Origin of the sequence: Pseudoalteromonas sp. NZS100_1, assembly GCF_015864285.1 — a bacterium.
Lineage (GTDB): Bacteria > Pseudomonadota > Gammaproteobacteria > Enterobacterales > Alteromonadaceae > Pseudoalteromonas > Pseudoalteromonas arctica.
In genome coordinates this window covers 1-16,991 of the sequence record NZ_JADYXN010000048.1, presented here as the reverse complement: position 1 = coordinate 16,991, position 16,991 = coordinate 1, and the positions used below count along the sequence as shown (strand labels likewise).

The 16,991-nt window shown below is 39.8% G+C and carries 13 protein-coding genes and 1 pseudogene; 11 read left to right on the top strand and 3 right to left on the bottom strand.

Annotated features, from left to right (window positions below):
- Window positions 1–141 precede the first annotated feature (141 nt).
- Window positions 142–612: an Rsd/AlgQ family anti-sigma factor gene (locus tag I6F66_RS19770; RefSeq protein WP_007582240.1), complete on the bottom strand. Its 471-nt coding sequence runs from the start codon at window positions 610–612 to the stop codon at window positions 142–144.
- 530 nt (window positions 613–1,142) lie between these two features.
- On the opposite strand from I6F66_RS19770, the gene hemE reads away from it, so the two are divergent.
- A complete protein-coding gene (gene hemE / locus I6F66_RS19765) occupies window positions 1,143–2,207 on the top strand; it encodes a uroporphyrinogen decarboxylase (protein WP_002961084.1) in 1,065 nt (354 codons plus the stop codon).
- Window positions 2,208–2,477: 270 nt separating this feature from the next.
- Here the strand turns inward: hemE and sthA are convergent, their stop codons facing one another.
- Both sthA and I6F66_RS19755 read right to left on the bottom strand, forming a co-directional pair.
- Entirely contained in the window at window positions 2,478–3,908 is a 1,431-nt protein-coding gene (sthA, locus tag I6F66_RS19760) for a Si-specific NAD(P)(+) transhydrogenase (protein ID WP_033040546.1), read from the bottom strand.
- 13 nt (window positions 3,909–3,921) lie between these two features.
- The gene (locus I6F66_RS19755) at window positions 3,922–5,055 is read right to left on the bottom strand and encodes a fatty acid desaturase (protein WP_024589509.1); all 1,134 of its coding nucleotides are present in this window, start codon (window positions 5,053–5,055) and stop codon (window positions 3,922–3,924) included.
- A gap of 126 nt (window positions 5,056–5,181) precedes the next feature.
- Here I6F66_RS19755 and fabR point away from each other — a divergent pair, with 126 nt between their 5' ends.
- The 10 genes and pseudogenes from fabR to I6F66_RS19705 all read left to right on the top strand — a co-directional run.
- Complete coding sequence (fabR, locus tag I6F66_RS19750; RefSeq protein WP_007582233.1) at window positions 5,182–5,805, top strand: HTH-type transcriptional repressor FabR; 624 nt, start codon at window positions 5,182–5,184, stop codon at window positions 5,803–5,805.
- A gap of 129 nt (window positions 5,806–5,934) precedes the next feature.
- Window positions 5,935–7,122: a hypothetical protein gene (locus I6F66_RS19745; RefSeq protein WP_231611911.1), complete on the top strand. Its 1,188-nt coding sequence runs from the start codon at window positions 5,935–5,937 to the stop codon at window positions 7,120–7,122.
- Between the two features lie 9 nt (window positions 7,123–7,131).
- Window positions 7,132–7,788 (top strand): peptidoglycan-binding protein, encoded by a 657-nt coding sequence (locus tag I6F66_RS19740; RefSeq protein WP_197120198.1) that lies wholly within the window; start codon window positions 7,132–7,134, stop codon window positions 7,786–7,788.
- 1 nt (window position 7,789) lies between these two features.
- Entirely contained in the window at window positions 7,790–8,176 is a 387-nt protein-coding gene (locus I6F66_RS19735; protein ID WP_007582226.1) for a hypothetical protein, read from the top strand.
- Window positions 8,177–8,249: 73 nt separating this feature from the next.
- Complete coding sequence (locus I6F66_RS19730; protein WP_197209622.1) at window positions 8,250–9,341, top strand: hypothetical protein; 1,092 nt, start codon at window positions 8,250–8,252, stop codon at window positions 9,339–9,341.
- Entirely contained in the window at window positions 9,341–9,649 is a 309-nt protein-coding gene (locus I6F66_RS19725; protein ID WP_197209621.1) for a hypothetical protein, read from the top strand. The genes I6F66_RS19730 and I6F66_RS19725 overlap by 1 nt, the downstream gene beginning before the upstream one ends.
- Window positions 9,640–10,782 carry a hypothetical protein gene (locus I6F66_RS19720; RefSeq protein ID WP_197209620.1) on the top strand — a complete coding sequence of 381 codons (1,143 nt, stop codon included), beginning with the start codon at window positions 9,640–9,642 and terminating at the stop codon, window positions 10,780–10,782. Before I6F66_RS19725 ends, I6F66_RS19720 begins: the two co-directional genes overlap by 10 nt.
- Entirely contained in the window at window positions 10,782–15,449 is a 4,668-nt protein-coding gene (locus I6F66_RS19715) for an OmpA family protein (protein ID WP_197209619.1), read from the top strand. Before I6F66_RS19720 ends, I6F66_RS19715 begins: the two co-directional genes overlap by 1 nt.
- A gap of 67 nt (window positions 15,450–15,516) precedes the next feature.
- Window positions 15,517–16,590 (top strand): hypothetical protein, encoded by a 1,074-nt coding sequence (locus tag I6F66_RS19710; RefSeq protein ID WP_197209618.1) that lies wholly within the window; start codon window positions 15,517–15,519, stop codon window positions 16,588–16,590.
- 45 nt (window positions 16,591–16,635) lie between these two features.
- Window positions 16,636–16,991: pseudogene (locus I6F66_RS19705) on the top strand (hypothetical protein); the annotation flags it as partial.

Here is a 16,991-nt window from a genome sequence, read left to right as displayed (position 1 = left end):
TTGTTCTATATTCACAAAAAAATCCGTAGTTAGTTTCCTAACTACGGATTTTGCATGATCGTTTGGATCGGTCAACCGGTCATTTTCTTAACTGATCGGCATTAACCTTAGGTCCCTTTTTTAATATGCGTAAATAACATATTAGTTTGCGTGATTAGAAAACAAGTTATCAATAAGCTCATCTTCAAGTGCAAAGCGTGCTTCTAATGCCTCACCAATAACAGACAAGTCATCATCAAAACCCTTTAACAAGTCTTCTTTGTCTACTTCAGCGTACTTATCATTAAAATCTAACGCTATGTCGGTTGTACTGGAAATACGCGGGTAAATAGAGTTTGCAAGCTCTTGGCTCTGTAAGCCCTTTTTTTCACATGCTTTTGCTATATCGTCATACACTTCAAAATGGCCCGCAGATAGGTAATCCATTAAAAGTTGGCAAAATGATTCAATTAGTTTTGGCTCTGGCAATGCTTGATCTTGTTTTTCGTACGGCGTAAAACCTGCAATTTTGCAATAAAGTACAATAAGGTCTTGGCGTTCGTTTAGCCATTTATCAATTACTGTGTGGCTACCACCCCATTTTTGTTGAGCTTTTTCTACACGCGTCAGCATAACTGTTCTCCTAGCTGGGTTGGTCTTTCAATTAGAATATAATAAGTTTATGTACATCAAGATATATTTAATTTGCGAGTATATCAACAAGTAAAGTTGAGCTACTTTGAGGGGTGTACCTTTTTATATAATCTAAGGCGAGGGATTTTATTTTAGGCAAGAAAAAACCACCAGTTACGGTGGTCTAATTTCTTTCAGTGACTTGTTATAACAAGCTTTCTTATTTTTATGAGATGATTTTTATTGTTATTATTTTAAAACATTTATTTTTATTGTTTTAAGATTTTTATTATTTTTTTTGTTAACGCGGGACAAACAATAACAAGGTTTTTGTAATGTTGCAAACATATTAATAAAAAGTTTTAAATGTTATTCTTTTTTGCTTACTTTATAGTCAAAATGGATTAAAGCACGCCATTATATTGATCTGCCTCTAGGTAAAGCTGTTTTCGTCCCTAAGCAATAGAGGGTCGGAGAATATGGTGGTACAATCTTGCACAATTTATACAAGTCTTAGGATCATTTACGCCATGAGCGAATTAAAAAACGACCGTTATTTACGTGCACTTGCAAAACAACCTGTTGATGTAACTCCGGTATGGATGATGCGCCAAGCAGGACGCTATTTACCAGAGTATCGCGCTACACGTGCACAAGCGGGCGATTTTATGAGCCTGTGCCGTAATGCTGAACTTGCATGTGAAGTAACACTGCAGCCACTACGTCGCTACCCGTTAGATGCCGCTATATTATTTAGTGATATTTTAACGATTCCAGATGCGATGGGTTTAGGTCTTTACTTTGAAACTGGCGAAGGCCCTAAGTTTGAACGTCCTATTTCATCACTTGCTGATGTTAAAAAAATTCCAAAGTTAGACCCTACAGACGAGCTTGGCTACGTAATGAACGCAGTAAGCACTATTCGTCGTGAACTTAAAGGTGAAGTACCGCTTATTGGTTTTTCTGGTTCACCTTGGACGCTAGCAACTTATATGGTTGAAGGCGGTAGCAGCAAAGTATTTGGTAAAATCAAAAAAATGGCGTTTGCAGAGCCGCAAACACTTCATTTATTACTCGATAAGTTAGCTGACTCAGTTATTGATTATTTAAATGCTCAAATTAAAGCTGGCGCGCAATCGCTAATGGTATTTGACTCATGGGGTGGTGTATTAAGCCCGCGCGATTACAACGAATTTTCACTGCAATATATGCATAAAATTGTAGATGGCTTAATTCGTGAATACGATGGTCGTAAAGTACCGGTTACTTTGTTCACTAAAAATGGTGGTCAATGGATTGAAGCTATTGCAGCAACAGGTTGTGATGCAATTGGTCTTGATTGGACTATTAATATTAGCGACGCTAAGCGCCGTGTGGGTGATAAAGTAGCGCTACAAGGTAATATGGACCCATCTATGTTACACGGTACACCAGAGCGTATTCGCCAAGAAGTAGGCACTATTTTAGAAGACTTCGGTACAGGCAATGGCCACGTGTTTAACTTAGGCCACGGTATTACACCAGATGTAGACCCTGAAAATGCTGGTGTATTCATTAATGCAGTACATGAGCTAAGTGCTAAGTACCATAAGTAATAGCTACTTAAATAAACTTTAAAACTGTTTAAAAGTAAAAAACCCGCTAAGTTGCGGGTTTTTTGTTACCTATTTATAAAGGCTTTTAAAACTACTTATACCAATTCGCTTAATTAAGTGATCTATTTTGAGGGAAGAAAATCGTGTCGATAACAAGGCAAAAATTTCGTTATTTAGTGTTCTATATCAGAAATTTTTAACGTAGTTAACGTCAGATTTAACCCCTCAAATTGATTAAGTATTATTGCGGATTGGTATTATTTAAGCAGTTTATTTAAATAAGCGATTTAAACCATTTAATGCCGCAACACGGTAGGCTTCAGCCATGGTTGGGTAGTTAAATGTGGTATTTACAAAGTAGTCGATATTATTGCCACCATTTTTTTGTTCCATAATAGCTTGGCCAATGTGAACAATTTCAGATGCACGTTCGCCAAAACAATGTACGCCAAGTACTTCTTTGGTTTCGGTGTGGAATAATATTTTTAAACTACCTACTTCAGTACCAGCAATTTGCGCACGTGCCAAATGCTTAAACTGAGCACGGCCAACTTCATATGGTACTTTAGCGGCTGTAAGCTCTTGCTCTGTTTTACCTACTGAGCTCATTTCTGGAATGGTATAAATACCGGCCGGAATATCAACTATCAGTCTGTCATCACAGTTACCACACGCAATTGCATCAGCAGCTATACGACCTTGGTCAAACGCAGCACTTGCAAGGCTTGGATAGCCAATTACATCACCTACAGCGTAAACGTTATCAATTTCTGTTTGATATGTTTCGTTAACTTTTAATTGGCCACGGCTATCGGCTTTTAAACCAATGGCTTCAAGGTTTAATGTATCAGTGTTACCAGTACGGCCATTAGCAAATAAAATACAGTCAGCTTTTACGCGTTTGCCTGATTTTAAATGCATAATAACGCAGTCGTCACGGGTCTCTATTCGGTCAAACTCTTCGTTATGACGAATAACAATACCGCTGTTCCAAAAGTGATAGCTAAGCGCGTCAGATATTTCAGCATCCATAAAAGCAAGTAGTCGGTCGCGTGTATTAACTAAATCAACTTTAGCGCCTAAACCTTTAAATATAGAAGCGTACTCACAACCAATTACACCAGCGCCGTATATAAGTACGCGGTGAGGGTCGTGTTTAAGACCTAAAATAGTGTCGCTTTCGTAAATACGAGAATGCGTAAAATCTACCTCTGGTGGGCGATAAGGGCGTGAGCCGGTTGCTATAACAATCGTTTTAGCAGTCAGTCGCTCAGTTGAACCATCATTTCTTTTTACTTCAATTGTGTGCTTATCTACAAAGCTCGCATCACCTTGAAACATATGAATGCGGTTACGATCGTAAAAGCTACTACGTAAATTAGATTGCTTAGAAATAACAGAACTTGCGTGACGTAAAATATCAGGAAATGTTAAGCGGCTAGGGCGCTCACCAACATTAAATAACGGATTTGCTTTGTATTCAATATAGCGGCTAACAGAGTGGCGAAGCGCTTTTGAAGGAATTGTTCCCCAATGTACACAACCGCCACCAACTGATTCTTGGCGTTCAATAACCGCTACTTTTTTGTCGTTTTTTGAAAGGTTCATGGCGGTACCTTCACCGCCAGGACCCGTGCCAATAATTATTGCATCATATTGGTATGTCACGGGTACTTTTTTTTGTTCTGGTTGTTTGGCCACAGCCACTCCTAAATTAATTAAAAGAGGCTTTTAATAACCTCGCATTAAGTGCTAGCCATGCCTGTTTTTGATTTTCCCAGGCGGCTTCCAACTCATGGTATTGTGCCATTAATGCTGAGCGTTCACACTGCTTTGCCATGTTATTTTTTTTAACTTCTAACACTTGTTTTTGTAGTGAACAATAATTTTGCAGTTTTTTCAGCAGTAAATCGTACTCTTGTTGTAATAATGTAATCTTATCTTGTGCTAAAGGCAATTTTGCAAGACGCGTTTGCGTTTTGCTCATTAGCGTTTCGGCCTTTGCTTTTTCGATACGTTCAACAGGTGTACGCTTTAGTTTATTGGCTAAACCAACAGCGGCTAAAGAGCGGATCATCCATTTTGTTGGATCGTAATGAAACCATTTAATACCGTTACGGTAGTCGCTTGCAAAAATATGGTGGAAGTTGTGATACCCCTCACCGTATGTAAATAACGCTAAAAAGCCGTTATCGCGTGCCGTATTTTTTTCGGTGTATGGGCGAGAGCCCCAAATATGTGCAACCGAATTTATAAAAAAGGTAAAGTGTTGGCTTAGTACTAAGCGTAGTAAACCTGCAAGAATTAACATACCCCACACATCACCAACTAATAAACCAAGTGCAAGAGGCAAACCTACGTTCATAGCAATAGCTAGTTTTAAGTAGTGCTTATGTTGCCACATAACGACTTTATTTCGTTGTAAATCACGACAATTACTATAGTCGTTGTAGCTATCGCCTTGGTAGTCACGTAACATCCAGCCGATATGGCTATACCAAAAACCATTGGTAGCCGCGTAAGGGTCTTTTATTGGGTCGTCAACTTGACCGTGATGTATACGGTGATCGCTACTCCAATGCAAAGCACTGTTTTGTAGTGCAAAAGCACCGCCAAGCGCAAAAATAAATTCAACAGCAGGGTGTGCGTTATAGGTTTTATGTGCCCATAATCGATGGTAGCCAGCAGTAATTGATAAGCCTGCATAAAACATGCAGCCAACAAAAGCAATCCAATGCGCGCTGGTAAATCCGTAGCTAATGGCGTACCAAGGTACAAGTGTGGCAGCCGCCAAAAAGGTTAGGCTAAAAAATAGGACGTTTGTCCAAATAATCGGTGGTTTATTCATAATTCTCAATCTCAGCGTACAACTGTAAGCTAAAATAGTATTTCAAACTCTCGTCGTCAAGTATTAGACTGTACAATTGAGCTAATATCACTAAATATTCATATAAAATAATTCAGGGAGCTGTTGATGTCGGGTGTTAGAGCGCAACAGAAACAAAAAACACGACAGGCGTTAATTCAAGCGGCATTTAATCAGCTGAGTGCTGATCATAGTTTTTCGAATTTAAGTTTACGCGAAGTAGCACGAGAAGCTGGTATTGCCCCAACTTCTTTTTATCGTCATTTTAAAGACATGGATGAGCTAGGTTTAACCATGGTAGACGAAGCCGGTTTAACCCTTCGCCAACTTATGCGTCAAGCACGCAGACGAATAGCAAACGATGGCGGCAGTGTTATAAATACCTCAGTGGTTACTTTTATGGAGTTTATTGATAACTCAAGTAACCAATTTAGGTTGTTGCTGCGAGAACGCTCAGGGACTTCTAAAGCATTTAGAGCCGCTGTAGCGCGCGAGGTAAAACATTTTATTTTAGAGCTGGCTCATTATTTAGAAAGCGAAACTAAATGTAATGCTATGCATGCCTATATTCAGGCGGAATCTATGGTAACGCTCGTATTTAATGCGGGTGCAGAAGCGCTCGATATAGAAGGATTGCAACGCGACGAATTAATTGAGCGCGTTATTTGGCAGCTGCGTTATATTACTCGTGGAGCCGGACATTACGTAAGAGAAAACACTGAACAAAGTTAGCAAATTTAAAAATTCATTGTAGATTTTTTGTGCCTATTTCTTTATATTAACGCACTATAATAACGGCATACCTTTTAGCCGTAACTAAATAATAAATAAGTCTCTTATTAAGAGAAAGCGAGGATGCAAATGCTCACCAAGGATCCGGTGAACTTAAATTACCCCCCACTATTTGAACAACCACATAATGAGCCTGAAAATTCAGAGCCTGTGGTTACATTCTCTTATTTAAGTCGTGCTCAGCTTTGCAAACTTCCTAAAGTGTTGCAAAGGCAACTGCAAGACAACCTGTTTGGTGCGCTAGATAAACACCAAGCTGCGCGATTACGCGACGACACTCGGTGCCAATATTGGGCTAAAGACAAAGAGTGGAAAAAGGTACCATATTCTCTGTTTAAGCAAGCTAGTACACGCCTAGCTGTTTACCCAAAACAAACTCAAGCACCAACAAAGTACTCGGGCGCGGTTAATAATGGTTCAGTTACATCATCGCAAACAGCGTTGCAAAACAATACTTTTATAAATAACACAGTAATGACGCCAAGCACTTCTGCATTTATAAACAGCCAATCAGCTGCGCAAAATAGTCCGCAATTTATAAATCAGCAAAGTTATAATCAAAAACCTAAAAAAGCAGCGCAACCTGTACAACAGCATGCGCCCGCTGTACGTATTTATAAGCCAGAGCTAAACAGCACAATGCTACTAAAAGCATCGCACACTGTTAGGCAAAATTTTACAACCCACGTACTTAGCGCCGCCGAAACCGTAGAGCAATTAGCACAGCAATATACCGGCTATAAAAATGCCAATTTAATTTACGATTACAACCTAGGTTATAGCGAGCGCAAACCTGCTAAAGCAGGCACAAGCTTAACAGTACCCAGTGGTTGGAAACTCAATATAGAAGGCTCATGCAGTAACAGTCGCAGTGTAGTTATTCAATGGCAAGGGCCAACAAGTGGTCAAATAACACTACAACTAGAAAAAAAACGCCCAGACGAAGTCTCGTTTTGGCAGCACTACGCTGAGGTAAAACCGGGTCTTTATAATGTTACGGTAACGGCCAGTGGCGCAACCGACACCACCACATTTACTGTTGAACAACCCACTTTAGCCTACGAAATAGAACTACTCGACGAAGCTGGCGAACCACAAGCCAACATGGGCTACAAAATACGCCTACGCAACGGCCACATTATTACCGGGCAACTTGACCAAAACGGTTATACCAACGTATCAGGCCCCGACTTTGAAAACGCTAAAGTCAGCTTTTTTGAACTCGACAGCGAAGATTGGTCTGTAGGCAAAGTTTAAGGATACACAATGACCCAACAACACACCGTAGCCCAAGGTGAAACGCTATTGCGCATAGCAAAGCAATACGGCTACCAAACATCTAAAGCGCTTTACAACCACCCAAGCAATGCAGAGTTTAAAGCCCTACGCCCAGACCCAAACTTAATTTACCCGGGCGATAAAATTACGATTCCGCCTAAAAAAGAAAAGTTTATACCGCTGCGCACCAACAGTATTAACAGCTTTGTTGTACAAAACGAAAAAGAGTACTTTCGTCTGCAAATTATTCATGAAGATGGTGACGATATTACGGGTAAGCGCATCGTAATTACTATTGGTAGCCAAACAATAGACACTGTATTGCCGAGCGATGGTTTAATAGAAGTTGAGTTAAACGATAACGATTCACTCACTGGGCAGGTTGATTTATACCTCAAGGAAGATCAAAGCTCACCTAGTGAAAGTTTTACTGCACAAGTTGGTCATTTAGATCCCATCGATACACTTTCAGGTGTGCAAGCTCGCTGTAATTTATTAGGCTTTGACTGCGGTACAGTTGATGGAATTAACGGCTCAAAAACCAAAGCGGGAGTGAGGGATTTTCAATACGAGCATGATCTTGAAGTAGATGGAATTGCAGGGGCAAAAACCAAAGCAAAATTACAGCAAGTATTTGGGAGCTAAAATGAGTATTTCACAGTGTTCGCCTATGCAGATAAATAATATAAATAAAAAGTATATTACAGAGCCAAAAATCACCTTTGAATACCAGTTAAATTTAAGCAAATCGTCGAGCAAACCTATAAACCCGCTTAATGAAAAAATTATTTTGGAACATGTAGAAAGCTGTTGGCGTCAAGAGTGCCTTGTTGGTGATCGACGTATTGTAAATACCGACTGGGTTCGTCTAACATTTAGAAAAATCCCTACAGAAGGTACTTTTAATTTAATACAAGATCCAGATGACGGGGCTGAGCCTTTTTATATCTTTGAACGAGTGCCTTATACACAGTTGAGTGGTCAAACACCGCAAGCAGAATTAATGCCAAGCATTAATATAGATGATGAATGAATTTATTATAAATAACATAGATTTATAAGATAAATCTATTAATGAATTCACACCGCATATACTAGGATTACCCATGTCATTAATCTCAGAAAACACAGCCCGATTTAAACCGCTTTTACACAGCATAACGAATATAAAGGCGTTTAGTAAAAGCGCGCGAAGCAGCGCCATGATATTACTATGTATTACTACATTGTTTTTAACTGCGTGTGGCGGTGAATCTAACTTTAGTAAAGATAAAATAGCGTATCGCCATACATACCATCCGGAGTGGCCAAAAGAGGTGCGTAATGAGGTGTATGGCGATAAAGAAACATTTTCAACCCCGCGTATTTTATTTAGTGCTGAGATAGAGTGGATAGGGCAAACTACATTATTTTCTGCACGTATGGATGGCTCTGATAGGCGCCGGATCATTCCAGAAAGTGCATTTTCGGGTAAGAGAATGATCGACGGCCGTAAACCTGAGCGCTCTCCTGATAATCGATACATCGCAATGTTGATGTATGTCCCTGAGGTTGGCCAAACACTTGAGCTTTGGGATACTAAAACCCAGCAGTTTATTTTTATGAGCGAAGGCTATGGCTATGTCCATTTTAATTGGACTAAAGACAGTGAAAATGTAATTTTTTACGCCAATGGGAAGCATTATAACTACCACGTACCCACTAAAACACTTACTGAGCGGCCAATTATTAACTCTAATGGCTTCTTTTTATTACCAGATGGTAAAACTTTTTTAGCCGATAAAAAAAATAAATACTGGTTACATGACTTTAATGGCGACGTGATAGAGAAGGTCGATTTAGGCTTTGACACTCAATTTACGATGAAGTATTTAGAAGTATCCCCTTTCGGCGATTATATTTATTTTTTATCAGGTAGTACACATTACTGGATTAATTTATCAGACCCCAGTAAACGTATTACATCACGAAGTATAAGCTCGTATATTTTCTCGGATAAAAAAAATAAAGCAATAACATTTTGGTTAATAGAATCAAGGGAACTTATGGGTAATGGTCAATATTATCAAGATGAATTATTGGTTGAGTTTGATTTAAATACTCAGCAAACACGAGAAATGCGACTTAAAGAAAGTAATATATGGGGTATGGGGGCAATATATAATTTCTATGGCGTGTTTAATATCAAGGATGAATAATGAAAGAGCAATTGAATACAGGGCTATGTAGTTTACCTAAAGCGTATTTACTCACGGGCTACGTTAATCGGGGGGAGCCAATCAGTAAGTTAAGCCCACTGTTTAATCGTGTGGTGGTGGCTGATAGCAATGAAGCCACACCAATACTATTAAGCAGTGATGAAGGTGCGGTGCTAGAAGCAGTTGATGGCAAGCAGTCAACAACACGGGCACCGTTTCATGCTCATAAAACTATCCTACTTAAGCTCAGCAATGCTGCTTCTACGACCAATCTAAACCGTACAATCAAGGACTGCCAATGTCATTAATCCCACGAAACAAAACCCGATTTAAAGCGCTTTTACACAACATAACGGATATAAAAGCTTTTAGTAAAAGCGTGCGTAGCAGCGCAATGATATTGCTAAGTATTACTACATTGCTATTAACTGGCTGTGGTGAGGAGTCTAATCCACCTGCAAAACAAGTTGTTGAAGAGCAGCCCAGTCGATTTAGTAAAGACAAATTGGCGTATCGTCATACATATCACCCTGAGTGGCCTAAAGAGGTGCGCAATGAGGTGTATGGCGATAAAGAAACGTTTTCAACCCCGCGTATTTTATTTAAAGCCGACATAGAGTGGACGGGGCAAACTACATTATTTTCTGCGCGTATGGACCTCTCTGATAGGCGCCGTATTATTCCCGAAACTGCATTTAATGATAAATGGATGGTTGGGCTACATAAACCTGAGCGCTCCCCAGATAACCGCTATATTGCCTTGTCTATGGATACAACAGAGCATGGTTTTACCCGCGAGCTTTGGGATACTAAAACCCAACAGTTTATTTTTATGGGTAAAGGCCATGGTTATGCTCATTTTAACTGGACCAAAGACAGTGAGAATGTAATATTTTACGCCAGTGGTAAACATTATAACTACCACGTACCCACTAAAACACTTACTGAGCGGCCAATTATTTACTCTAATGGCTTGTATTTATTGCCAGATGGAAAAACCTTTTTAGCACATAAAAAAAATGAGTATTGGTTACATGACTTTAATGGCGACGTGATAGAAAAGGTTGATTTAGGCTATAACAACCACCTTTCTATGCGTAGTTTTAAGGTATCTCCCTTCGGCGATTATATTTATTTTTTATCAGAAGGGCTTGGGGCGGCGCAAAATTACTGGATTAACTTATCGGACCCCAATAAGCGCATTATATCACCAAGAAAAGCAGATACTTACTTTTTCTCAGATAAAAAAAATAAAGTGTTAACAAAATCTAAAAGAAAGTCTACTGAGCTTCTTGGGAATGGTTGGGCGTTTAATAATTATTACTTTATTGAGTTAGATTTAGTGACCCGGCAAACAAAAGAGATACCGATTAAAGAAAGTAATATTTGGGGCATGACCGGAATATTTATTTATGGCGTGTTTAATATCAAGGATGAATAATGACAGAGCAATTGAATACAGGGGTATGTAGCTTCCCTAAAGCATATTTACTCACGGGTTATGTGAATGAAGGTAAACCAATCAGTAAGCTCACCCCGCTTTTTAACCGTGTGGTGGTGGCTGATAGCGATGGAGCTGCACCAATACTGTTAAGCAGTGATGAAGGCGCGGTGCTAGAGGCTGTTGATGGCAAGTTGCTGACGACACGGACACCGTTTCATGCTCATAAAAACCGACCTATTATTGTGCCGCCGGTTGATGCGATAAGCTTGTTAGCGGTGAGCCAAGGTGATAAGTGGTTTGAGGCCTTCAAAACTGAACTAGGAAGTTATAAGGGCAAGACTAATACCCTTAGCTATCAAAAAATTGCGGTAGAAGATTTACAACGGCCCGACACTAATAATAAAGATACAACCTACAGCGCTTGGTATAACGAACACATTATTAAATGCAAGGTTAGCCATATTTATGGTTATGTTATACCCAAAACACGGGCGCTGTTGCTTAGTGTAAATAGCTCTATTCCTTTAGCAGCCGGCGATGGTAATGTTGAAATAATAAAAGGTACTGAAAGGGCCATTGCAGGTTTTTTTGATATAGCAAAAGCCAAGCGAGAAGAAAGTAAAGTTTATAGTGCGGTTATAAATAATAATGATAAAAAGCTGAGTGCAGGCTTATACAAAATACGAATTAAATTGAATGATGACGCTTTAGGTCAACAAGGTCACCGTTGGAGCCATAACGCTCTTAGCTATGATGAACATGGCACTCCTTATTACGAACTCAGCGAAATGTTGCATTTTGACATTCAAAACGAAGCAGGTGAGTTTGATATTATTAACTGCGACCCAATCTCTGTTGAAGAGTCACTGATTAAGCAGTTTCCTAGTTATTACACCCACTTAATCAACTTTGCAAAAAACACGGCCTCTGCTCCTGAGGGTTTTGACCCTAATGAGCCAAAAAAAGGCTTGCCTGAATATGGCTCGCCCGATGCCAAAATGCCGAATAGCAAACCCACTGCAATTGCCAGTGGCTTTTTGGATTACTGTACAAACTGGGAGTTAACGAAAACCCGCGCCAGCCTTGCTGCGGGCTTTTTAGTTGCCGACATGCAGCAATATGTTGATGCCGATGGCGTACATCATGATAACCGAGGGAAATTTGCCAAGTTAGTTGCTAAAACGCTGCATACCCACTTTCAAACTAACCAAGACCCTGCAGTATCGGCAATGCTTGATGCTACCTTTGCACTTGATAGCGGCGCTGATGCCTGGGTTAAAGTGAGGGAGGCGTTAATTAACCCCAGTGGCGTGACAACAAGCACTGCATTAAGCAAAAATTTCTGGCCTTTTAGTGAATTGCATACATTAACTGAAAATGAAAGACGGCAATTCAATAATACCTTAGGTGGTACGTTAGGAGTGCCTGCACGCGTACTCAACGTATTAGATAAGTCTATTAATACCGCTAATTTAGCTGTGAGTATTAGCGCGTTTAGTAAGGCGACCATATCGTATTTTGGTGAAGCGGAAAACACCTTAAACACCAGTGTTAGTCATTATAAAAGAGTAGCTGATGATTATTTTGCCCGCTTAAGCGAGCGCGAAGTAAGCCACGATGTAGTTATTCAGAGCCTGTTTGAACTTGACAGTGATGTTGTGAGTGAGCAGTACCAAAATGAAATAATATCGCGTAGCCAAATTATTGTTGAAGGGCTGCTCGCAAACCCTAATGCAATGGTTGATATTTCAGGGTATACCTGTGATATAGGCGGTGTTGAATATAATAAAAAGTTGTCTTTAAGGCGCGCCGAGGCTGTTAAAACTATTTTGGCTGAGCAGATGATTAGCCGCGGTATGGATTCTAACCAAGTTGAATCTCGCATGCGGATATATGGGTACGGCATGCTTGAGAACTTGGTTGATAACGACTCAGAAAGCCAACGCGCAATTAACCGGCGGGTAAGCCTTAAGGCTTATATTGTAAGTAGCCTTGCTGTAAGTGCCTCTCGTGAGGGGCTAAATAATTTAGAACGTTACCGTAGCTTAAGTGTTGAGAAAAAAATCGCACGCTCAAAAGAGGGCGACAAAGCATTAATGGCCGCACTTGACACTGCGCTTGCTGTATTAAGTGTAATACCTCATACCGCGCTTGCGGCACGTTCAATTGGTTTTTTTAAAGCGGTGGTAGACGCAGCGCCTGTTGTTATTCGCGGCGTTGCTGCCTTAGCTGATGAAGTAATGACAGATAATATATGCAAACAATATTTAGCAGTTGATGATAGGCAAAAACAGCAAAGCGAACGAAGCAGCGCTAATCAAGCATTAATGCGTGATTTAATAACAGAAATGAACAGTAACCATACCATTGCTAATAGCACTTTATGGGCGGCGCAATACAGAGTGCGAGCTGAAGCCATCGCGGGGTTGGTTGGTTTACTGCTAAGAGCACAAGTGTATGCGAGCAGCAAAGAAGATTACATTAACAATGCAAAAAAATTAGAGATTCAAGCCTATATTGAAAACTTTTTACTCGGCGATGAGTGGGCATATCCACTAATAGATAACGCGGTAATAAAAATGGATACGTTTTGGGTTAACTTAGTTGAAAACGTAAATAAAATGAAAAGCTCTGGTGCCGCTGAGCAGGAATATCAATTAACCTACGGTGTAAACCAAGACTTTAAATTAACCGCCGCAAGTAATCGTAAAACTTTATACGAAAACCACGTACAAGTAATGGATGATAAAAGAGCAACATCAAGTTTGATAGGCATGGTTAGCCCTGCGCTTGGGTTTTATATGATGTCTAAAGCGCCAGTGTCTTCCTTGCAAGGTTACTTAGAAACACAGTATCAAAAGTATTTTCCGATTCATACTTTAGGCACTAATGAGCTTGACAACTTTATTGATACTTTTGACCCCTTAATGATGCAATACGGTGAGGCAAACTATCATTGTAGTGTGATGTATTACCAAGATATTAATACTAAAAAATGGCATTTAATGAGTGATTTAGGGGATGAATCAATTACCCCATTTACACCGGTTAGAGTGCTGGTGGTGTTTGATGAAAAAATGGCCCATATAGCACCACTCACATTTGAAGTGGAGCGTATAGATGGCTGGGATGTGACCAGTATTAAGTATTCAGAGCTTGCACGTGCGCTGACCAAAGATGAGCTGTTTATAAATCAAGACGGTTTTGATGAATCGCGCTATATAGGTATGGTTGGGTGTGTATTTCAGCCATTTTATCAACTTGGGCCTAAAACGTATTTAGGCATAAAGCCAACCGCACACCAAGGAGCTTTTTTATTACCCGGAATTAATAGCGCAGATGACTATGCTGACTCTGGTCGTCTAAATAATATGCGCTATAGAATCACGTGCCAAGTGGCTGGCACTAAGAGTGAAGATTTACCGCTTAAACAAACACCTGCACAAGGCCCTGTTGAGTTTGATGGGGTATTTAGTTTTATTGAAGACGACTTTTTAGTAAGTGTTGATAAAGAAAAACACAGCTCGCTGTTAATTAAAGACTACCTAACAAGCTATGATTCAAGCTTTGCCTACCCTGAGTTATTTGATGGTGAGAAAACCGTTACTATGGCAATTAGAATTGGGGGCGAAGGTGCGCCATTTATCTCATTAGCGAATTTAAACAATGAGTATTTAGAGGGACCTTACAAAAAAACTATTAATAAAGAGCTCTATAAGCGCGAGTGTTCGATTAGTGAAAGTAGAAATAGCCTTACAATCACTCGCCACGGTAATAGCCTTAAAATTAAAAAATATGATTGGGATACTGAAATTGAAGTTTTTGTCGTGGTAACCGCCGATAAGTTACTTGAAGATAATTACAGCAAAGACCTGATCAACCTTAACCCCAATACTATTCCGTGCTCTTTAAGTATGGCGGGTATTTCGTCGGGTTGGCTCAAAGACAGTGAGTTACAAGGGCCCACTTATCCCAGTAATTTAATTAATATTGGTGAAATTGAGCGTTCTTTAACAGGTGGTTTTAACAGAGGCAAAATACGTGATAACCACTATAAGCTGACAAGACGACGTAAAGTTAAAGGGCAGTCTCAACTTCGCGATTTTATTTCATTTTTAAAAGACGATTCTTCAGAGGTACTCTCGCTATTTAATTGGCATAACAAAAAAGCTAAGTTAGACAAGCAAGGCCAAACTGAGAAAAAGCATTTGTATGTCGCACGTTTTAAACTGGATTATAAGACCCCAAAAGGCAATACCGTAAAAGGTATTCGCCCTTTTGGTAACGTGGATATAAACGCTAATGGCTCTGTTGATGAATCACCTAAACTATGTTTTAAAGAATTTAGAACGGCTGGTAATTCAGGAATAAGCGTTGCCGACTTTAGTACTGTTGATGGTTTGTTATTAGACGATACATACAGTCACGGCTTTGGCCTAGAGGTGGAGTTACCGAAATCAATAACCAGTAACGCGCCATGGGCTAAAGCAATGAAGAGTAAACGCTATAACAAACTCGAGCCCCACTTGAGTGATTATCAAAAAGACTTTTATAGCTCGAATGACATGACTATCGATGAGGTTAAAGAGTGGTTTGAAACACATGCAAAAAGCTTAGATGAAGCGCGTATAGAGGCAATCAATGTACGTAAAATAAGTGATTAGCCACAATATACAAAAAAAGCCCATTAACTTGGGCTTTTTTATTGAGTTTTTTAAAAAGGATATTTAAATGTTTTCGCCAAAGAGGCCGTGTGTTTTTGCATTGATTTTTAGTTTAATTGTTTTTTTAACTGGTTGCTCAGAGCCCTCATCGCAAAGTTCAGCAAATACAACAGCCGTTAACGTTGCTAAATACCCATGGGCTAAAGAGCACAAAAACCATCCAGAGTGGCCACTAGAAATACGCGAAGAGGTGTATGGCGATGCAGATACATTTTCAACTCCAAGGTTAATGTTTTGGAATAAATACAAATACAAATACAGTGAAGTACGCACGCTGTGGTCATCACGATTAGATGGCTCAGACAGACGACGCATAATTCCAGAAGAGGTATTTCAAAAGCTTGAATCTATTAGTATACATGCACCAGCACGCTCACCAGATAACCGTTATATCGCTATTTCGGGCTATATAAATGACCGAGCGACTCGCCAGTTATACGATACTAAAGAGAAAAAGCTAATCACCATGTCAGCTGGAGGAGGTTACCCTTCGTTTAATTGGACTTCAGACAGTGGCAACGTTATTTTTTATGCAAATGGTAAACATTACAATTACAACGTATCCACAGCAACACTTACACAACGCAAAATAATTTATTCAGATGAGCTGTTTTTACTCCCGGGCGATAAAGAGTTTTTAGCCATAAAGCACGATGGCTTTTGGATACATAAGTTTAATGGTGAAGTAGTTCGCAAAGTTAATTTTGGTTTTCCACGCAAATGGAGAATGAAAAACCATCGAATTTCGCCCGATGGCAAGTATTTAGCGTTTATGACCCACGCTAGACCAAAGGCGCATTTTCATTGGGTAAATATTGCTAATCCTGAAATAGGGCACTCAGAAAAAGGGGAGGGTGGTGGAGTGATATTTTCATTGGATGAAAATGTCACGCTTAAATTTGGTTTTAACCCGATGGGCGAGGTTGATGAGCTTGGTAAGCCTGTTACTTATAGCATTATCACTAGAGCGAATATTTTAACAGAAGAGAAACGCATTACGCGTACTAAAGAAATGAATATTTGGGGGCTTAACGTATTAGCACCTATCGCTATCACCAACCAAAAAGCACAGAGTAACTAACCATACATGCCTTTCTCTAAATAACAGCCAAAAAGGATTTTAATAATGACGGTTTTAAAAAAATACAGCATGCTTTGCGCCCTCAGCGTTTGTGTTAGCTTATTGCTGAGCGGTTGCTCAGAGCCATCATCGCAAAGCTCGCCACAAGTAGAGGTTGATGTTGCTAAATACCCATGGGCAAAAGAGCATAAAAACCATCCAGAGTGGCCACTAGAAATACGCGAAGAGGTGTATGGCGATGCAGATACATTTTCAACCCCGCGGTTAATGTTCTGGAATAAATATAAATATAGCGAGGTTTATACGCTTTGGTCATCAAAACTTGATGGCTCAGACAGGCGCCGTATTATTCCTGAAGAAATATTTAACCAGCTGGAGCCCGCGGGATTGCATCCACCAGC